This window comes from Vibrio sp. Isolate24 (genome assembly GCF_022398215.1).
In the GTDB taxonomy this organism is placed as follows: domain Bacteria; phylum Pseudomonadota; class Gammaproteobacteria; order Enterobacterales; family Vibrionaceae; genus Vibrio; species Vibrio coralliilyticus_A.
Map to the genome: position 1 here is coordinate 575789 of NZ_JAKEUU010000002.1, position 17685 is coordinate 593473.

General features: G+C 43.4%; 22 protein-coding genes. 18 read left to right on the top strand and 4 right to left on the bottom strand.

The annotated features are described in order from the left end of the window. The first annotated feature begins 137 nt into the window (after window positions 1-137). Window positions 138-620, top strand: a complete 483-nt coding sequence (locus L1D23_RS10915) for an EF-hand domain-containing protein (RefSeq protein ID WP_239866221.1) — start codon at window positions 138-140, stop codon at window positions 618-620. A 68-nt stretch (window positions 621-688) separates the two neighbouring features. Here the strand turns inward: L1D23_RS10915 and L1D23_RS10920 are convergent, their stop codons facing one another. Both L1D23_RS10920 and L1D23_RS10925 read right to left on the bottom strand, forming a co-directional pair. Next, window positions 689-1792 (bottom strand): phosphoribosylaminoimidazolesuccinocarboxamide synthase, encoded by a 1104-nt coding sequence (locus L1D23_RS10920; RefSeq protein ID WP_239866222.1) that lies wholly within the window; start codon window positions 1790-1792, stop codon window positions 689-691. 194 nt (window positions 1793-1986) lie between these two features. After that, entirely contained in the window at window positions 1987-2382 is a 396-nt protein-coding gene (locus tag L1D23_RS10925) for a hypothetical protein (RefSeq protein ID WP_239866224.1), read from the bottom strand. 459 nt (window positions 2383-2841) lie between these two features. On the opposite strand from L1D23_RS10925, the gene L1D23_RS10930 reads away from it, so the two are divergent. From L1D23_RS10930 to L1D23_RS10965, 8 genes are all read left to right on the top strand, one after another. Beyond that, complete coding sequence (locus L1D23_RS10930) at window positions 2842-3714, top strand: DMT family transporter (RefSeq protein WP_239837091.1); 873 nt, start codon at window positions 2842-2844, stop codon at window positions 3712-3714. Window positions 3715-3828: 114 nt separating this feature from the next. Continuing rightward, window positions 3829-4605, top strand: coding sequence for an MBL fold metallo-hydrolase (locus L1D23_RS10935; RefSeq protein ID WP_239866226.1), 777 nt, complete (start codon window positions 3829-3831; stop codon window positions 4603-4605). 163 nt (window positions 4606-4768) lie between these two features. Beyond that, complete coding sequence (locus tag L1D23_RS10940; RefSeq protein ID WP_239866228.1) at window positions 4769-5533, top strand: DUF3450 domain-containing protein; 765 nt, start codon at window positions 4769-4771, stop codon at window positions 5531-5533. Continuing rightward, window positions 5534-6892: a MotA/TolQ/ExbB proton channel family protein gene (locus L1D23_RS10945; RefSeq protein ID WP_239866230.1), complete on the top strand. Its 1359-nt coding sequence runs from the start codon at window positions 5534-5536 to the stop codon at window positions 6890-6892. Continuing rightward, window positions 6892-7449 (top strand): MotA/TolQ/ExbB proton channel family protein, encoded by a 558-nt coding sequence (locus L1D23_RS10950; RefSeq protein WP_239866232.1) that lies wholly within the window; start codon window positions 6892-6894, stop codon window positions 7447-7449. The genes L1D23_RS10945 and L1D23_RS10950 overlap by 1 nt, the downstream gene beginning before the upstream one ends. After that, window positions 7446-7850, top strand: coding sequence for a biopolymer transporter ExbD (locus tag L1D23_RS10955; RefSeq protein ID WP_239866234.1), 405 nt, complete (start codon window positions 7446-7448; stop codon window positions 7848-7850). Before L1D23_RS10950 ends, L1D23_RS10955 begins: the two co-directional genes overlap by 4 nt. After that, window positions 7850-8467 carry an energy transducer TonB gene (locus tag L1D23_RS10960; RefSeq protein WP_239866236.1) on the top strand — a complete coding sequence of 206 codons (618 nt, stop codon included), beginning with the start codon at window positions 7850-7852 and terminating at the stop codon, window positions 8465-8467. The genes L1D23_RS10955 and L1D23_RS10960 overlap by 1 nt, the downstream gene beginning before the upstream one ends. Then, entirely contained in the window at window positions 8464-9642 is a 1179-nt protein-coding gene (locus L1D23_RS10965; RefSeq protein WP_239866237.1) for a tetratricopeptide repeat protein, read from the top strand. Before L1D23_RS10960 ends, L1D23_RS10965 begins: the two co-directional genes overlap by 4 nt. Window positions 9643-9692: 50 nt before the next feature. On the opposite strand, the gene L1D23_RS10970 is transcribed toward L1D23_RS10965, so the two are convergent. After that, window positions 9693-9917 carry a hypothetical protein gene (locus L1D23_RS10970; protein ID WP_239837083.1) on the bottom strand — a complete coding sequence of 75 codons (225 nt, stop codon included), beginning with the start codon at window positions 9915-9917 and terminating at the stop codon, window positions 9693-9695. 346 nt (window positions 9918-10263) lie between these two features. Between L1D23_RS10970 and L1D23_RS10975 the strand changes: the two genes are divergently transcribed. The 5 genes from L1D23_RS10975 (at window position 10264) to L1D23_RS10995 (ending at window position 15023) form a co-directional block, all read left to right on the top strand. Further along, the gene (locus L1D23_RS10975; RefSeq protein WP_239866248.1) at window positions 10264-11883 is read left to right on the top strand and encodes a sensor histidine kinase; all 1620 of its coding nucleotides are present in this window, start codon (window positions 10264-10266) and stop codon (window positions 11881-11883) included. Next, a complete protein-coding gene (locus L1D23_RS10980) occupies window positions 11880-12566 on the top strand; it encodes a response regulator (protein WP_239866250.1) in 687 nt (228 codons plus the stop codon). Before L1D23_RS10975 ends, L1D23_RS10980 begins: the two co-directional genes overlap by 4 nt. Window positions 12567-12654: 88 nt before the next feature. Next, window positions 12655-13416, top strand: a complete 762-nt coding sequence (locus L1D23_RS10985) for a transporter substrate-binding domain-containing protein (protein WP_239866252.1) — start codon at window positions 12655-12657, stop codon at window positions 13414-13416. Window positions 13417-13452: 36 nt separating this feature from the next. Further along, window positions 13453-14259 carry a hypothetical protein gene (locus L1D23_RS10990; RefSeq protein WP_239866254.1) on the top strand — a complete coding sequence of 269 codons (807 nt, stop codon included), beginning with the start codon at window positions 13453-13455 and terminating at the stop codon, window positions 14257-14259. A gap of 98 nt (window positions 14260-14357) precedes the next feature. Further along, window positions 14358-15023 carry a DUF2726 domain-containing protein gene (locus tag L1D23_RS10995; protein WP_239866256.1) on the top strand — a complete coding sequence of 222 codons (666 nt, stop codon included), beginning with the start codon at window positions 14358-14360 and terminating at the stop codon, window positions 15021-15023. A 99-nt stretch (window positions 15024-15122) separates the two neighbouring features. Here the strand turns inward: L1D23_RS10995 and L1D23_RS11000 are convergent, their stop codons facing one another. Then, window positions 15123-15644: a DUF2058 domain-containing protein gene (locus L1D23_RS11000; RefSeq protein WP_152472153.1), complete on the bottom strand. Its 522-nt coding sequence runs from the start codon at window positions 15642-15644 to the stop codon at window positions 15123-15125. 173 nt (window positions 15645-15817) lie between these two features. Between L1D23_RS11000 and L1D23_RS11005 the strand changes: the two genes are divergently transcribed. From L1D23_RS11005 to L1D23_RS11020, 4 genes are read left to right on the top strand one after another with little or no spacing between them, the layout of a single operon-like run. After that, on the top strand, window positions 15818-16210 hold the full coding sequence (locus L1D23_RS11005) for a DUF4440 domain-containing protein (RefSeq protein ID WP_239866771.1): 393 nt from the start codon (window positions 15818-15820) through the stop codon (window positions 16208-16210). After that, window positions 16210-16704, top strand: a complete 495-nt coding sequence (locus L1D23_RS11010) for a GNAT family N-acetyltransferase (protein ID WP_239866257.1) — start codon at window positions 16210-16212, stop codon at window positions 16702-16704. The genes L1D23_RS11005 and L1D23_RS11010 overlap by 1 nt, the downstream gene beginning before the upstream one ends. Window positions 16705-16706: 2 nt before the next feature. Further along, a complete protein-coding gene (locus L1D23_RS11015; RefSeq protein ID WP_239866259.1) occupies window positions 16707-17189 on the top strand; it encodes a GNAT family N-acetyltransferase in 483 nt (160 codons plus the stop codon). Between the two features lie 9 nt (window positions 17190-17198). After that, on the top strand, window positions 17199-17675 hold the full coding sequence (locus L1D23_RS11020) for a GNAT family N-acetyltransferase (protein WP_239866262.1): 477 nt from the start codon (window positions 17199-17201) through the stop codon (window positions 17673-17675). Window positions 17676-17685 lie beyond the last annotated feature (10 nt).

Genomic DNA, 17685 nt, shown 5'->3' on the forward strand with positions numbered 1-17685 from the left:
GAGTAGTTATACCTTTGATGGCCCCAATTAGATACGAGCCTGATCAAAACTTCTTCTTGAACTTACATCTCTAATTCGAAGTTTCAATCGCTGAGCTAAACTATTAGCTGAGAAGAGTGAGATACAAGGAGTCAATCATGCAGCATTCTTTGAACATAATATTAGCGGCTTTGCTATTTTTATCCCCCTCTGTCTTAGCGCAGGAAGATGAGCAAAGTGAAGGAAATAGTGCAACGAAGTCTCCCCCTGAGTTATCAGCGATGGATACCGATGGAGATGGTCAAGTTTCTAAAGAAGAATTCGATCAATTTCGTAAGTCGGAGGACTCTGAAGGTGATGAGGAATCTGAGAACGAAAGTGGCTTGAGTGCCTTTGCATCGTTTGACAAAAACAAGGATGGTTTTGTTTCAGAAGATGAGCTGGCTGCCCATGCGAAGTACTCAAACCCCGGTAATGGAACAGGTGACTTAAAAAATAAACCAGATGACGCTGACTCTGAAGCTCGAGGTAATAGTGGTAATGGCAAAGGAAACAGCGGTGGTAAAGGCAATAGTGGCGGAAATAAAGGCGGAGGTAACAAAGGGGGAAGTGACAAAGGAGGTAAAGGTAAAGATAAATAAGTGCCAGGTTAAATCGTAACTCAAACCGTTGAGAAATACGCCCAAGCTTATGTTTGGGCGTATTCCATTTAGTCGATCAACCCGTATTCTTCACTCAGTACCTTGATGATTTCTTGTTTGGGGTTATCGCCCATTCTGACTGGTTTTCCTGTGATTTTTTCTGCAATCCCGGTATAAGTCGTGGAAATATCCATAAGAGCTTCTAGTGGAAGCTCATTATCGCGAGCTAATGCTTCACGTTCATCCATACGCTCTTTGTTAAGGAGAATGTCAGGGTCAGGAAAGTGATTAAGCAAAAACTGACGGAAACCTTCTTTTGAGTTTTCAACGATCCTTCCAGCATCATACTCACGTTCGTCCCAAATGCGTGAAGAATCTGGTGTGCCTACTTCATCCATATAGATGAGCTTTTCATTTCCAGCCGCATCATGTACGTAGCCAAATTCAAATTTAGTGTCGACGAAGATTTGCTCTATTTCGGCTAGAGCGTTACTAATTACCACAAAACCTTCACGGAGTAACTTTTCATATTGGGCAATATCATCCGCTTTAGAAAAATTGAATGCAGCAAAGTTATCAACAATGTCTTGGCGAGTGATATTGACGTCATCTGCTTCAGGAACGCCGGGAATACCTTTTAAGATCCCCTTGGTAGACGGGGTCATTAGCAATTGAGGGAGGGCCTTATCTTTTTCGAGTCCTTCTGGTAACTCAATACCACAGAACTCGCGTTCACCTTTCTCATAAGCGCGCCACATTGAGCCAGTGATGTACTGTCGGCAAATGGCCTCAATCATGATAGGTTTGGCTTTTTGCACAATCCACACTAAGGGGTGAGGGATATCTAAGATATGGCTGTCAGCTAGGCCATTCTCTTTGAAGAGTTTAAACCAGTGATTGGAGATCGCGTTGAGTGCAGCACCTTTACCGGGAACACCTTTCAGTCCCCCCTGTCCGTGCCAGATGCAGTCGAATGCAGAAATACGATCGCTGATGACCATGATGGCGAGCGGCGCATCTTCAGCAACATCGTAGCCTTTTTCTTTGATTAGGCGTTTACTGTCTTCCTCTGTTAACCAGTATACAGAGCGTACTTTGCCACTGTGAACTGGCTTGTTGGTACGAATGGGAAGATCATCATTAACAGCAAGAACTTGATCAGCAAGACTCATTTAGACATTCCTATCTTTGTCAAAAATGGGGGATTGCGCGTGAGAGGCAATCAATTTGCAAGGCATGATACCAGAACTAGATGAACCTTCCAGAGAAAAAGCAAACGTTTGCTTTTAAATCTTATCGGAAACTTAAAAATAGCGTAAAACAAAAAGCCTCTCAATGAAGAGAGGTAGAAGGCAGTGCAATGTAATTAGTGAAATCGAGAGAGTTTACTTGCAACAAAGAAGACTTCGCAGCGGTGCTGAACAGCTAAATCGCGGAGCATAGATTGTTCTACGGGTTCAATGTTATCTGATGCGACAACAGCGCTAGCGTTACCGGATTTGATTGCTTTCATTACGATCTCAAATTCGGATTGGGTCTGTGAAGGCTTCATCTGAATGATTTTTTTACAGCTGACATTGTATGAAGAAAACTGATCATAGTCTGGTCGAGGGCACTCAGCGGTGAACAGTATCCATTGCTTCTGGTTAGACAGCCCTGCTAAACGGCTGAGTGTCGAGTCTGCAATGTTCATTGGCTGAGTAGGTTGAGCCAAAACATTGAATTTAGAAACTGAGCGATTTGTTGTGTGTATCTGAAACATAATTACTGTCCTTACATACATGCTGTATGTGTATACAGTAGTTTGGTTAAGTGAACTGATCAAGCAATATTTGCTGTGTTTTTGTACGTCAACAACGTTGTTCTTTTGATTGAATTGTTTTATATGTCTGTTTTATAAGATTATTTTTCTTTTTGGTCTGGAGTCCAGATGTAAGGGAAGGATGAGAAAGTGTGATCTGAAACATCATTTTCTATACAGTGTTATACAGTATTTTTCTAAATGTCAGGTCGTCTGCTTGCGGTGCTGCAATGGTGAAAATACACGTTAATTCTGCCTAACATTAGTCTCATAGACGGTTCTGATAGGTATTATGAATAGTTTAAAGATGCATGTTATTGACTGAAAAAATGTAATAAGACTTTTCTTGGTAATTGTTGAATAAATCTGAGACTATCGGAAATTCATGAATTAACAGAATAATAATTAAGAGAATTTATGTTGAACTCAGAAAGCAAAGCTGCTTGGATTCTTGTTGTTACCACTGCACTGGCCGGTTTGGGCTGGATTTTTTCGAAAGAAACGATTCAGGGGCTACCACCATTTGGCTTTGTCGGCTTACGCTTTTTGGTTGCTTCTGTGTGTTTACTCCCGTTCTGTTTTAAATCATTCAAACAACTTAATCTCAGACTACTTGCTCAAGCAATGGGTGGTGGCTGTATTCTTGCCTTGGCTCTTTTGGCTTGGGTACACGCTATTGCTGTTAGTGAAACCCTTGGGGAGGGCGCATTTATCGTTAGTCTATCTATGATCATTGTGCCAATTGTTGCTTGGGCTTTGTATAAAGAACGCCCAAAGCGTGCTTTTTGGATTGCGATGCCGATTGCGGTATCAGGCTTGGCATTTTTGTCACTCAAAGGGGAATGGAACAGTTCCGCTGGGCAATTGTGGTTTTTGGCTAATGCGTGCTTGCTCGCGCTACATTTCAATGTAAATAGTCGCTTAGCGCAAAGTATGCCAGTGCTGATGCTGACTTGTCTCCAACTCTTGACCACTGGAGTTATTGCTTTGGTTGCTTCGGCAATATTTGAAACGGTTCCGGTTAGTGTTAATTCGAGTATTTGGGCATGGTTTGCGGCTAGCGCTATTTTGGCGACGAGTCTGCGTTACGTGATGCAGACGCTGGGTCAAAAGCACAGTAATCCGGGCAATGCCGCATTGATCATGTTACTTGAGCCTATATGGACTGTTATCTTGAGTATCCTTTGGTATGGTGAGCAGCTATCTTCTAATAAGTTATTAGGGTGCAGTCTTATTTTGCTTGCTCTGCTCTTCTATCGGACAGACGGTCGTCTTTTCAGACTAAAACGCTAATCCGTATAACTCAGTAACTGGTCCGACTTCACACCTATAAGTGCTCACTCTGTTTATTCTTAGGCTTGTTGCTACATTGGCAGATGTAAATGCATTGTTAAGAATGGCAGTGAAATGAAGCTACATACTATTGATGGTTATATTCAGAAAATGTATCTCGCTGAATATCCGGATAAGTTAATGTTACTGGACGGAGCGAGTAGGGCAGACATCCCTTATTTAGAGCGCTACATCACCGAAACGATTGGGCAGCCTTTTCATACATTGAAAGTTGTTGTTGTGACTCATATGCACCCAGATCATGCGGGTGCGGCGCATAAACTAAGGAAGCTGACGGGATGTAAAATCGTTTCTGCTAAGAAGGAAGCGCAGTGGTATGCTGGATTGGATGGCGTATTAATGCACTGGACGGATCTTGCGTTAGCTGGTTGGGTTGCGGGAAGAATGAAACGCCCTAAGCGTAAATTATGGTATTCGAGGCACCTGCACCCAGATATCATGCTTACTGACGGGCAAGCTATTCCCAGTTTTGAAGACTGGAAAGTACTGGAAACACCAGGTCATACTGATCGCGATTTATCCCTTCACCATGAGCAGCAAGATATTCTTTATGTCGCGGACTTAATGGTAGAAGTTAAAAAACGTTTGATTGCTCCATTCCCGATCTTTCATCCTAATAAATACCGTGAATCTTTACATCGTGTATACCAGATGGCGCCTCAAACCTTGTTACTCGCCCATGGTGGGCAAGTCCAATTTGACCAAAACGCTTATGATCACCTACTCAAGGTGGCTCCACGCACCCCTGCAACTCATTGGAGAGCGACCAAAGTTAAATTACGGGGACTGTTGGGGGCGATTTGGGCGTTTGGATTGAAGAAAAAGCGTTGAGTATCCCCTGTATAGTACTTAGTGCAGAAGGCTCAACTTACCTCTAAATGCATATTGAGCATATGGTTTATTGAAATTTTATCTAATCGCGTTACTATGTCGGTCGAGTGAAAATGAGATTGCTTCTCACTAATCTGTTTGACAGCATTGAAAAATACCCTTTATGAATCTATTTAAAACCAGTTTGGCGTTGATGGTTACGGCTGTAGGCTTCAGTGCAGCGGCCTCGAGCCTTGACCGTGCTCAATCTATTCAAAGTAAAACCCACTCTTCATCCGCAGCGAGCCAGAAGCGCATTGATGTCAGTGCTGAAAATACGCTTAGCCTTCAAGCTGAAATCGAGCAACTTCAGGAAGAAGTCAAGAATCTTGATGTTTATCGATCTCACTTAACTGCATTGGTAGAAAGCCAGCAGCAAGAAGCAAATCGTCTTGAAAGTCAGATAGATGAGATCAAAACAACTCGTCAGGGAGTCGTCCCATTGATGTATCAAATGCTATCGGGCTTACAAGCTTTAATCGCTGATGATGTGCCGATCAAACAAGCACAACGTCAGGAGCGTGTCGCCAAGTTAGAAAAAATGATGACCCGTGCGGATGTTAGTGATGCAGAGAAGTATCGTCGTATTTTAGAGGCGTATCAGATAGAACTTGATTACGGCACTAAGCTTGGCTTGTATCAAGACCAGATTGCAGTGAATGATGGCGAGCGTGAGGTCGATATTCTTCATCTGGGTCGAGTTTCACTGGTTGCACGCAGTTTAAATGGCACGAAATTTTGGTCATGGAATCAATCAGAAAAGCAATGGCAGAGTGTCGATAGTTCAATGAAGTCAGAGCTAGACAAGGCTTTTAACGTTGCGGCGAAACAAGTGGCACCAAGCCTGATTACGCTTCCGGTTTCTCTTAACGTTGCGGAGGCGAAATAAATGAAACGTACATTAATTGCTACCTTGATTGCGTTATCTGGATTAGCGTTCAATGCACAAGCCTCGTCTGAGTTAGTCAATAAAGCACAAGCAGAGAACAAGCAGCAAGCGCAGCACAACATCGAAAGAGAGTCCGGTTTTAAACAAACGGAACAAGAGCTCAAAGCCCTGAAAGCACAGTTAATCAAACAGCGCGACGATTTACAAAAGCAAAATGACAAGCTAGCTGCCACATTCAGTGAGAATGAGAACACTCTAGCTCGGTTGGAAGAAAAACTTCGCTTAGAAACAGGCAGCTTAGGGGAAGTGTTTGGTGTTGTTCGTCAGAACGCGAAAGAGCTTGAATCTGAGTTGCAATACTCAGTCACGTCGGTCGATGCACAGACTCATTCTGACGTTGTTAAAGAGATTGTCGCAGCCACAACATTGCCTTCTATGGTTCAGTTAAATGGTTTTTGGAAAGCGCTGGAAGAGCAAATCACTGCTAGTGGTGAAGTGGCTCTCACGAAAGTTCGTTTTGTGAATGGTGATGGTATTGCCCAGACTGAATCTGTACTTCGACTTGGTTCTATCGGTTTGGTTGGAGAGCAAGGGTATCTGAACTGGAATGCGCTAAAAGGTGAAGCGCAGGCTTATATCAAGCAACCTGAAAAAGCGCCGACGATTTCCTCTTTATCTTCTCTCATAAATGGTAAGGTTGAGACTGTGGTTCTTGACCCATCTCGTGGTGTCATGCTTGAACAACTTGCTCACAACCCAAGCCTTATGGATAGACTGCAAGCAGGCGGTGTCGTGGGCAAAATCATTCTTGGGCTGCTCGCGATTGGTTTGATCATTGCCGTTGTTCGTGGTGTAAGCCTATCTATTGCACGCCAGAAGATTCGTGCCCAGCTTAAATCACCGCAAAACCCAGGTAATAATCCACTCGGACGTGTTTTATCTGTTTACTGCAAAGAGAAAAACCGCAGCGTTGAAGCGTTGGAGTTGCGTCTACTGGAAGCGGTCGTTGATGAACAAGCAACGCTAGAAAAAGGCTTGTCCATGCTTAAGCTACTCGCGGCTTTGGCTCCGATGTTAGGCCTTCTTGGCACTGTGACAGGCATGATTGAAACATTCCAAGTGATCACTCAATTTGGTAACGGTGATCCGAAAGTGATGGCGGGTGGTATCTCAATGGCGCTCGTGACCACTGTACTTGGCTTGATTGCAGCGATGCCATTGCTGCTAGCTCACAATATTCTGAGCTCGCAAGCAGAAGCGATTCGCAACATTCTTGAGAAGCAGGGGATTTCACTTGTCGCTGAACAAGCAGAGAAAGATCTTAAACCGACTCAGGATGCGTTGGGGAATGTTGCGTAATGGATGCACTATTCGCATTGTTACCTGAATCCTTGGCTAGTAGTGACTGGCTACTCACACTGCAAAATTTTATGCAGAAGGGTGGTCAGGTGCTGTGGTGGTTGTTGGGGGTGGTTACCTTGTGTTGGTTATTGATTCTGGAGCGTATCCTTTATCTGCTTGTTGAGTTTCCAAAGCAGAGAGTGAGTTGGATTGAAGCTTGGCGCGAGAGGAGTGACCAAACCTCTTGGTACGCTCGTTCTATCCGCGAGGGCTGGCTTTCACAAGCACGCAGTCAGCTTTATCAAAACCTGAACATCATTAAGGTTCTAGTTGCGATATGTCCAATGCTGGGCTTACTCGGTACGGTAACGGGGATGATCTCTGTTTTTGATGTGATGGCTAACCAAGGTAGCAGCAATCCTAAATTGATGGCTTCAGGTATCTCACTCGCCACCTTACCCACAATGGCAGGTATGGTTGCAGCGTTGACTGGAATATTTTTTCATGCGCGGTTGATCAAAGCCTGTCAATTAAGAGAAATTAAACTAGAAAAATCTTTAAGGAGTCAGCGATGAGACTCGGTCGACGCCACCATAAACAAGATGAAGCTCAGGTCGATCTGACTTCTATGCTTGATATCGTTTTTATCATGTTGATCTTCTTCATCGTCACCAGTTCGTTCGTTCGTGAATCTGGTGTGGAAGTTAATCGTCCTCAGGCATCGAATGTGGTTAGCCAAAAAGACGCTGGCATCTTTGTCGCGGTCACTTCGGCAAACGATATTTATATTGATAAGCGCAATGTTGATGTTGAACGTGTACAAGCCACACTTGAGCACTTGTTACTTGATAAGCCAGACACGTCCCTTGTTATCCAGGCCGATGAGCATGCTTATAGTGGCACAGTGGTGAAAGTGATGGATGCGGCAAAAGGTGCGGGCGTTAAGAACATTGCATTAGCTGCGGAGAAAAGGTAGTGGGACGTTTGTTCATTGCTACTCCTTTTGCTATCACTTGTGCTTTAGCTATCTTCAGTTTTATGGCTTGGATGGTTGATAGCGAACACCGCAAAAAAAATGAGTCTAATGAGTCGTTGAGTTTCAATATGGTGATGGTGGAAAACGAGCAAGATGTTCAGCGTCGTCAGCGCACGGTACCTGAGCAACCTAAAGCACCAGAAGTCCCTGAACAGATGCCTACATCGCAAGCCAACACAGAGCTGTCGAAAATCTCGCCTATCGTTCAGCCATCTCTTGGCTTAAATACGAGCATAGAAGGTGTGGCGATCAGTGCGCCAACGTTTGGTGATTTTGGTGCAAATCAGGAGGCGATGCCTCTATACCGTGTTGAGCCAAAGTATCCGACGAAAGCTATGAAACGCCAAGCGGAAGGGTACGTAGTGCTGAAATTTACCATCGATCCTACAGGTCGTCCGACAGATATTGAGGTTGTGGAAGCCAGCCCGAAGCGCATGTTTGAACGCAATGCGATTCAAGCGCTTAAGAAGTGGAAGTATCAACCTAAAGTAGTTGATGGAGCGGCCGTTTCTCAACCGAATAAAACGGCTAGAGTGGAGTTTAAGTTAGACAAATGATGAAACGATTCGTCCTTACTGTTTTGCTTCTTGCTTCGCCAATGCTTTTGGCACAGGAGTTGACTCAATACACTGCTGTTCGTGTTCAAAAAGCAAATGAATTGGCGCAGCAAGAACAATTGAAAGAGGCGATTGCTGTGCTTAAAGACATCGAGACCTCACGTGATTATGACAAAGCATTCGTCGCTCGTATGCTGGCAGTTTTTTATTGGCAGGATGGAAATACCAAGCAAGCGATTTCCAAAATGGAGTATGCCGTTGAAAGTGGTTTGCTTCGAGATGAGCAAGCGTGGGTAAGCCAGCGTATGTTGGCGGACCTTTATCTAAATGATCAAAAGTTTGCCAAAGCACTTAAGCACTATTACCCATTGGTTAAGTCGGTACCGGAAACTCAAAAAGCGCAGGACTTATGGCTGCGAATCGCGCAATCTCATTATCAGTTGTCGCAATGGGAGAAAGTTGTCTCTGCTGCTGACCAGTACATGAAAGTGGAAAAGAAAAGGCTCCTTCAGTCTTTATCTCTCAAGCTGGGGGCTCAGTTGGAACTGAAACGCTGGAGTGCAGCCATTCCAACGCTGGAACAAATGATTACCATTCAGCCCGACAAGCTAAGCTGGTGGCGTCAACTGGTTGGCTTGCAAATGCGCATTGGTAAAGACAAAGAGGCACTGGACACATTAGCACTAGCAAAGCTTAATGATTTGCCTTTAAGTCAAAGTGACAGGCGCATGTTGGCTCAGATGTACGCTAAACGTGGCATCCCCGAAAAAGCGGCGATAGAGATTAGCGAATTGGATGAGGCAGATACGGATGTACAGCTATTGTCAGAGCAAGCGACTTACTGGCAATTGGCAAAAGAGTGGGATAAGTCTTTATCTATTTGGAAGTTGGCGGCTAAGAAAGATGCTAAGTATCACTGGAGCGTCGCTCAACTGATGGTTCAGCAAGGCTATTACAAAGATTCATTATCAGTGTTGGACAAAGTGAAAGGCCGCGATGCAGACGTCGCACTGGCAAAAACGAGAGCGCTGTATAAACTGAACCAGTTGGATAAAGCGTTGGTTCAAGCAAAACGAGCAAACAATATTGAACCTTCAAGCCAAGCGAAAAGTTGGATTAAATACCTCTCTCAATTAAGGGAAGTCAGTCAACAACAGCAGCAGACTACAGGCTGAGCCATTAAAAAAGGGAAGCGATTTGCTTCCCTTTGATTTTGTCTAGCTTATTACTTTTGGCTTAAGCAGACATACTCAGCTCGCCACAGTAACCGCTTGGAAGACTTAATGGTCGTGAGCAGCTCTTGCCCTGATAGTTGTGGAAAGGCGTGCATCACTTTCACTTCGTTATCATGACTGGACTGCTCGTAAGCCCTTACATGAGTAAAGGTGCTGGACAAGTTGTGTGACAGCATAGATTTTGACAGGCAGATGCCAAACATATCCCGTTTCATTGTCTTTCCTTCTGACATTATATCGCAGACAGTGGGTTATAATTTTTTTAGTCTGTTGCCTACTGTCTACATCTAGTGTTCCTACACGTTCATGCTCAATAATTATACAGTTAAATTGAGCTGTCAGTACAAAAAATGTTCTAAATCTCTTGTGATCAAAATCACTTATTCCACTGGTTTTATATGAATGGGCATTTAAACTCTCAACTCACGCTTGTAGTGAATGGGTAGATGCCGGCTATCCACTCCAACTATGCTTTGCTTTGTAGGCCTCACAAAATACAGCTCATTAACTCGTATAAATGTTAATTGGGTGTTAGCCTCGTTGGTCGATAAGGGAGAGTTTATGCAATGGAGCAGTATCAGCTTTCGTAAAAGAATGCTGATTATCATGACACTTTCTGGCTTGATAGAGTTATTGCTGCTGACAGCGGCTGGCTTCTTTTACGTCAAGCAGGCACAGGAAGAGGAAGTAGGAATGAAAGCCTTAGGAGTGGCTTCATTTCTAGCTAAGTCTCCCTTTGTGGTTAGTATGATCGAAGAGGGCGGAGGCTCAGAATATCAACACCGTTATCGTAATCTTACCGAGTTAATTGGTGCCGCTTTTATCGTCATAGGTGATAAAGAGGGTATCCGAATCATCCACCCTATCGACGATCGCATTGGTAAACCAATGAAAGGGGGCGATAACAATCGTGCTCTGGTTGAAGGAAAGGAATACATCTCTTTTGCTCAAGGCTCATTAGGCTATTCCGTTCGAGGAAAAGCGGCAGTTTTTGATTCAAACGGAAATATTATTGGTGTGGTTTCTGTCGGCTATTTGATTGATCGCCTTCAGGATCGTATTGAACCATTTCTTGCTTTTTTGATAGTGATGGCGTTATTGGTTGTAGCCGCCAACGCTATCATATCGAGTTATGCTTCTCGTCGCTTCCAGAAAGCCATTCTTGGTTTCGAGCCTGAAGAAATAGGCCGATTATATGTCGAGTTAGATGTGACAATGGAGACTCTTAAAGAGGGGATCTTGAGTATCGATCAATCTGGCCGACTACGTTCGATCAACAAGAGTGCTTGCCAAATTCTTGGCCTCGACAAGAGTCAATGCTTGAATAAGCCGCTGAACGATGTGCTGCCAGAGAGTGATTTGCATAGTGTTCTGACGAGTGCTAGGACTGATCACGATATAAATCTTTATCTGAATAAGCAAAGGCTGATCGCGAATCGAAGCCCAATTATTGTCGATGGTAAAGTGGTAGGTGCAGTGTCGAGTTTTCGATTAAGGGATGAGCTGAATGAACTCTCAGAGCAACTGGCAAAAACGAAAGAGTACGCAGAAATGCTTCGCTCCCAGACCCACGAGCATCGTAATAAGTTAAATACCATCAGTGGGATGGTACAGATGGGGGAACTCGATGCGGTGCAGCATCTTATTGGCCAGGAAACGGCTCATTATCAATCTTTGATAGAATTCTTGCGAGAAACGATTAAGGAACCATTAATCGCAGGCATGTTGTTAGGAAAAACAGAAAGAGCGCGAGAGCTGGGACTTGAGTTAGTGGTTGAAGATGGTTCTCGGCTTGAGCCATTACCTGAGCGCATCAACGCAGAGGATGTAGTGACGATATTAGGTAATCTCATTGATAACGCTTTTGACGCCACGCGCAGTGCCGTCACAACTGACCCTGTTTTTTCTCCTACTCGACGCCAGATAGAGGTGTCCATCAGTGACTTTGGTAATGAAGTGATCTTAGAAGTTACCGACCAGGGCTGTGGGTTGCCTTCTCAACTCTCTTCAGAACAATTAGTCGAGCGTGGCGTCTCTACCAAAGATGAAAGCACCCGTGGGGTAGGCTTACATCTAGTGAATGAATTCGCCATGCGTTATCACGGCGCTTTAGAAATCACAAATAACACTCCCTATGGAGCTAGAATGACGGTATATCTACCAAAGGAAGAACAGATATGACATCCGTAACACGAGTGATGATCATTGAAGATGATCTCAATATCGCTCAGTTGCATCAGCGATATTTGGAACAAATAGATGGCTACGATGTTATTGGTATTGCCACAACCAAAGTGGAAGCAGAAATTCAGCTAGACGTACTTAGCCCAGATCTATTGCTGCTTGATGTGTATCTTCCCGATGGTACAGGATTAGAGCTTCTCCAGGCGCTTCGATCTCGAAATCAGAGCTGTGACGTCATTCTTATCACAGCAGCTCGTGATGTTGATACTTTACAACAGGCGATGCGTGGTGGAGTGGTTGACTATTTATTAAAGCCGGTAGTTTTCCCTCGACTTGAGGCGGCTTTGAAAAAGTATGTAGCTCAAAAGCATCAGCTAACGTGTGCACTAGATTTGGATCAAAACTTAGTGGATAAGATGATGCAAACTGCTTCACCCGCTGACATAAATGTGCAGAGGCTGCCAAAAGGTATTGACGGCGTGACGCTAGACAAAATACGCACATTGTTTTCTGGTTGTGAGAGTATGACAGCAGATGAAGCTGGAGAGCGTATCGGCGCTAGTCGGACTACCGCGAGACGCTACCTTGAGTACCTGATCAGTGCTGGAGAGTTGGTGGCAGATCTTAACTATGGGACTGTCGGAAGGCCAGAACGTTGCTATAAACGTGCATCACGATAACTTTCTTCTCCTAACTGCCTAGACGGATGTACTATCCGCCTCTACAGTTTTATTGATAGATAAAATATTAAAACTGCTAGAGGCGGCTATGAAATATATACTCAGCCTGTCTTTATCGCTCTTTGTTTTCTCACTACCGATTGGAGCGGTAGAGCTCGATGAACTTGTTTTTTTGACCGAAGAGTACCCCCCATATAACTTTACTCAAGATGGTGAAGTAAAAGGCATCTCGATTGACTTGCTGATAGCGGCTGCACAGTCTCAAGGGGTTGAAATCAATAAAGAAGAGATCAAGGTTCAGCCATGGGCGCGAGCATATAGAACGGCTTTGATTAAGCCTAATGCCGTGCTTTTTGCCACTACCCGCACTCGGCTTCGTGAACACTTATTTCAATGGGTTGGCCCTTTGAGTACCACACGAATTGTGGTTATGGCCAAGAAGTCCCGAAATATTAGTATTGAGAATGCGATGGACTTTGCTCAATATCGTATTGGTGTCATTCGCGATGATGTCGGTGAACAGTTAATGTTGGAACTTGGCGTTCCAAGAGATTCTATGCAAGAAAACTCTGTAGCTGAAACACTGGCCAAACAATTAGCGAAAGGGCGTATTGATTTATGGGCATATGAAGAAAATGTTGCTAAATGGTGGTTAAAGAAAATTGGCCAGGATACGGACGATTATGAACCTGTCTTTGTGCTCAGCGAAGGTGAACTCTACTATGCTTTTAATTTAGCGGTTGACGAAAAATTGACTGAGAAACTGCAGCGCGGTATCGATCAAATGAAGAAAACGATCAATGAGGCCAGTATATCAAGGTATCAGGAGATTGTTGAAATCTATCGCTGATTTGGAATAGTTACAGTAGTATCAGGACAAGTATAGATGCGTCTAATCGGTTTTTTTCTATTCATATTTTGCCAGGGTGCATTCGCTCATCAAGCAGTGCAACTTGTATTGCCGTCTCAAGTTGATGGGGGGCACGTCTTCTATCATGAACTTTTGCATAAATCTTTATCTGATATTGGTTACAGTGTCACAATTAAGGTGCCTCAAGAGCATATTCCTCAAAAAAGGTCGACAAAAATGGTGGCAAGAAATCAGTTATCTTTAACTTGGTTGATTGCCACTGAAGAGAGAAATAAAAAATACATTCCTGTTCGAGTGCCGTTAACGAATGGATTGATCGGTAAAAGAGTGCTCCTTATTCCCCCTCAGTTACAAAATAAATTCGATACAATTAATACGCTACAAGATCTAAAAGAGTCAGGGTTAGTCGCTGGTTTAGGGATGCAATGGTACGATGTTGAGGTCTGGAAAGCCAATCAATTGCCAGTCTATACGGAAGACGGTGAATGGCGCTCTTTGTATTCCAAACTAACCCCTGAAGGGAGCGTCAATTATTTTCCGAGAGGAATGACAGAAATCCTTAGAGAGGCGTCTCAGAATACCCACTTAGCGATAGAACAACGTTTACTATTAACATACGAAAACGACTTCTATTTCTACCTTTCTGATGATGCAGCACATTACCAACCCATTTTGGAAGAGGCTTTAACTCGGGCAAGAGAGAGTGGCCTTATGGATCGCTTGTTAGAGAAATACTGGCGATTGACGTTTGAGCAGATTAAGCCTGAAAATCGAGTTGTGATTAATTTGAGCTTACCTGAGGCTGGATCCCACAAACAGTAACCTATTCCTATATAAAAACTGACAGATACTTTAAGTTAGCGTATAAATTCTTTAAGAGTTTCATACGTTTTCTCACCAGTGGGAGTAGTTAAAGCGAAATGGAAAGTGTTTTCATCGTTGTCGTCTTGTTGGTTTTATTTTTTGTTTTTGTTCAAAAGCGTTATCTAAAACAGGACGAGCTGAAAGACAGTGCTTATAAGAAAAAAGGGCCATTAATGAATATGCAGGAATCGGCGTTTTACAACGCTTTGATTACTGCAGTTGGCCAGCATGGTGTGGTGATGTCAAAGGTGAATATGGCTAATGTTGTGACACCGTTGGCTACGGATAAAAAACAATGGTTTATCGCCAATAATCGGATTGCTAAAAGCTATTTCGATTATGTTGTTTGTGATCCACGCACATTGCAAGTTCGTGTCGCTATTGAACTCGATGATGGTCGGGCATTGGACAAAGGCAAAATAGAGCGCCAGAAGCTTTTAATGCATGTCTGTAAATCGTCTGGGATTCCTTTGATTGGTACATCCGTTAAGCATAGCTATCAAGTGGGGAAACTTAGACGTCTTTTGGCCTCCCATATTGATCTTATCGAACCTGATAAAGAGGTGCGTTTCTGCAAACGTTGTGGGAGCCCGATGGTGATTAAAACCGCATCACAAGGAGAGTTTAAAGGTCGACGTTTCTTTACTTGTAGTCGTCAGCCACAGTGTACTTATACAGAAAACTACAACGTTATATTTGATGAAGAAGACATGAGCGAGTAACTAGGTATATATAGCTGATGCTAAAGGGAAAACTCTCCAACCACCCAGTTAACTGACTTTAAAATAAAAAGCCATTCGATACTCGAATGGCTTTCATCATTACCACATCAGATCGTCTGGGACTACATAGTCTGCATATGGATCGTCTTCAGCTGGCACGTCTGATTCCGGCTCTTTGAGCTCAATGATCACCTGGTCATCACGCTGTGCAATTTTGTTTGCAACAACCCCGGGGATCACCGCATAACCATCTTCATGACGGGCAATAGCAAGGATACCTTTGATAAGTTGTTCGCGGATAATCGATTCAACGTAAAGGGATTTGACGAGTGTTCCATCGGTGAAGTTGTATTTAATATCACCATCTTTCTGATCGATTTTGTTCATCTCAATCAACTGTTTGATTTGCGAATGAATTTCTTTGTTCAGACGCTGCTCGTTTTGTTGGTTGCTTAGCTCTTTATCACGCTCTTGCTGTTGACGTTTTTGTTCTTCGACCGCGGCTTTTACTTCACGAGCTTGTACGCGTGATTTTTTTGAACCTTTTTTGGCCTTCTTTAGTTTTTTTTCATTCACTAAACCAGCTTTCAGCATTTGTTCTTGCAGAGTAAGTTTTGCCATGGGGTATCCGTGTTGATAAATGTTTTGCGTATTTTATAGGGACGGGGCCTGCAAATAAAGATATGTGAAGAATGTGTGTTAAGTTTTCTTTATCAATCGACGTGTTTCATATGGCAGTCGGGAGTGATAATCTTCAGTCTATTGAAAGGCATGTGATGACAGGTACTACACGGATGAAATTCCTCATTGAACAAGAAGTCTTGCTTCAACAATATGAAACCCGCCAGAACGAACATGAGGTTATGCGTTTACTTCACCCTGATTTCGTTGAAGTGGGGCGCTCAGGCAGAAGCTTTGATCTGCAATCGATGTTAGAGCTGATGAAGAATGAGGAGCCTTCAACAGGCAAGATATATTCACAATCATTTGAATGTATTGCGCTTGAACCGTCTGTTCAATTGCTGCTGTATAAATCTGCTTGGGTAGATTCTAAGGGAAGCGCAAGTTTGTATACCAAACGTTCCTCAGTTTGGGTGTTTACGGGCGAAAAATGGCAGTTGAAGTATCATCAAGGCACACCTTGTGAGCCGTTTGAGATTGAAGCAAAGTCTATTGAGATTCAGTAATGAAGATTAGAACTGCATTTCACAGTGATGTTCGGTCAATCACCGATATCTTCAACTATTACATTGCCAATACCAATGCTCGCTTCGAAGAAAGACCTTTTACATTGGAAAACCGTTTAAATTGGTTTGAACAATTTTCACCAAGCACTAAGCATCAATTATTGGTAGCCGAGCATCAAGGAAACATTGTTGGATTTGCCTGTTCGCAACCATACCGATCATCTGAGGCGTTTGCAGACACAGTAGAAGTGACGATATATCTTTCATCTGACGTAAAAAGGAAAGGTACCGGCTCTGCATTATATCAAGCACTTATGGAGGAGTTAAAGCTGCAGGGTGTTCATCGTGCGCTATCTGGTATTGCTCTACCAAACGAGGCCTCAATTGCTTTGCATAAGAAGTTTGGGTTCCGAGAAGTGGGTGTTTTTGATTCCTATGCAAAGAAAAACGGACGCTATATCAGTTCCGTTTGGCTGGAAAAATTATTCGGATAATTATGATTTCTATAGAAAAGTACAGTGCTGAAAAAGCACACCTTATACATGCATTAAGCGTTACACCTGAACAAGCTCAGTTTACCGTTGATAACATTGGTGAAATGATCCCCGAACTGAAAGAAAGTGAACATCCCTACGTGATTATGAAAGGTGATCAGCCCGTCGGCTTCTTTCTTCTTGATATAGGCTATGCTGAGAAATTCAGTTTCTGCCCGGAAGACGGTATTGGAATCAGAGCATTGTTGATTGATCGTAATCTACAGGGGCAAGGTATTGCACGTGATGCACTTAAATTGCTTCCCCAGTATGTAGGTGAAGTCTATCCACAAGTCAACTCGCTTTATCTCACAGTAAACTGTCGAAACGAGCCCGCCTATCGATGCTATCTACGTAGTGGTTTTAGCGATACTGAAGAACTCTATTTGGGTGGTCCTGTTGGCCCTCAACATATCATGATGACATCAGTTTGTGGTCGAGGTTAGAAGATAAGTATGGTTAAGCTAAGAGAAATGCGAACACAAGAGTTTGCGGATTTTTATCACTATGCGGCCGAGGCCTATGCGCAGGATATTGCAGAGAATCAAGGCCACGCTGCTGAAAAATCTCTTGAACTCTCTCATCAGGCTTTGAAGCGTTGTTTTCCCGATGGTGTTGAATCGAAGGGGCAGTCTCTGATGTGTATTGATGCTGAAGAAGATGGCGAATCAATACTGGCAGGTTACTTATGGCATTGCGTTAATCAAAAAGAAGGGTCGACATTTATCTACGACTTTTACGTTATGGAAGCCTTTCGAGGGCAAGGTTTGGGTAGTAGGGCTATCGAGCTTTTGCAAGCGAAAATGAAAGATGTCGGTATTAAACAGATTAAATTGCGCGTTGCCTTCAACAATGAGCGGGCTCGGAAGCTATATGAAGAGTTGGGGTTTGTGGTCACTGGTTACAACATGTCTAAGGTCATTCCCGACTAAAAAAAGAAAT

Bases quoted from the DNA above. Each gene is read 5' to 3' on its own strand.
- L1D23_RS10915 (WP_239866221.1), top strand. From the start codon at position 138: ATGCAGCATTCTTTGAACATAATATTAGCGGCTTTGCTATTTTTATCC.
- L1D23_RS10920 (WP_239866222.1), bottom strand. From the start codon at position 1,792: ATGAGTCTTGCTGATCAAGTTCTTGCTGTTAATGATGATCTTCCCATT.
- L1D23_RS10925 (WP_239866224.1), bottom strand. From the start codon at position 2,382: ATGTTTCAGATACACACAACAAATCGCTCAGTTTCTAAATTCAATGTT.
- L1D23_RS10935 (WP_239866226.1), top strand. From the start codon at position 3,829: ATGAAGCTACATACTATTGATGGTTATATTCAGAAAATGTATCTCGCT.
- L1D23_RS10940 (WP_239866228.1), top strand. From the start codon at position 4,769: ATGAATCTATTTAAAACCAGTTTGGCGTTGATGGTTACGGCTGTAGGC.
- L1D23_RS10945 (WP_239866230.1), top strand. From the start codon at position 5,534: ATGAAACGTACATTAATTGCTACCTTGATTGCGTTATCTGGATTAGCG.
- L1D23_RS10950 (WP_239866232.1), top strand. From the start codon at position 6,892: ATGGATGCACTATTCGCATTGTTACCTGAATCCTTGGCTAGTAGTGAC.
- L1D23_RS10955 (WP_239866234.1), top strand. From the start codon at position 7,446: ATGAGACTCGGTCGACGCCACCATAAACAAGATGAAGCTCAGGTCGAT.
- L1D23_RS10965 (WP_239866237.1), top strand. From the start codon at position 8,464: ATGATGAAACGATTCGTCCTTACTGTTTTGCTTCTTGCTTCGCCAATG.
- L1D23_RS10970 (WP_239837083.1), bottom strand. From the start codon at position 9,917: ATGAAACGGGATATGTTTGGCATCTGCCTGTCAAAATCTATGCTGTCA.
- L1D23_RS10975 (WP_239866248.1), top strand. From the start codon at position 10,264: ATGCAATGGAGCAGTATCAGCTTTCGTAAAAGAATGCTGATTATCATG.
- L1D23_RS10980 (WP_239866250.1), top strand. From the start codon at position 11,880: ATGACATCCGTAACACGAGTGATGATCATTGAAGATGATCTCAATATC.
- L1D23_RS10985 (WP_239866252.1), top strand. From the start codon at position 12,655: ATGAAATATATACTCAGCCTGTCTTTATCGCTCTTTGTTTTCTCACTA.
- L1D23_RS10990 (WP_239866254.1), top strand. From the start codon at position 13,453: ATGCGTCTAATCGGTTTTTTTCTATTCATATTTTGCCAGGGTGCATTC.
- L1D23_RS10995 (WP_239866256.1), top strand. From the start codon at position 14,358: ATGGAAAGTGTTTTCATCGTTGTCGTCTTGTTGGTTTTATTTTTTGTT.
- L1D23_RS11000 (WP_152472153.1), bottom strand. From the start codon at position 15,644: ATGGCAAAACTTACTCTGCAAGAACAAATGCTGAAAGCTGGTTTAGTG.
- L1D23_RS11005 (WP_239866771.1), top strand. From the start codon at position 15,818: ATGAAATTCCTCATTGAACAAGAAGTCTTGCTTCAACAATATGAAACC.
- L1D23_RS11010 (WP_239866257.1), top strand. From the start codon at position 16,210: ATGAAGATTAGAACTGCATTTCACAGTGATGTTCGGTCAATCACCGAT.
- L1D23_RS11015 (WP_239866259.1), top strand. From the start codon at position 16,707: ATGATTTCTATAGAAAAGTACAGTGCTGAAAAAGCACACCTTATACAT.
- L1D23_RS11020 (WP_239866262.1), top strand. From the start codon at position 17,199: ATGGTTAAGCTAAGAGAAATGCGAACACAAGAGTTTGCGGATTTTTAT.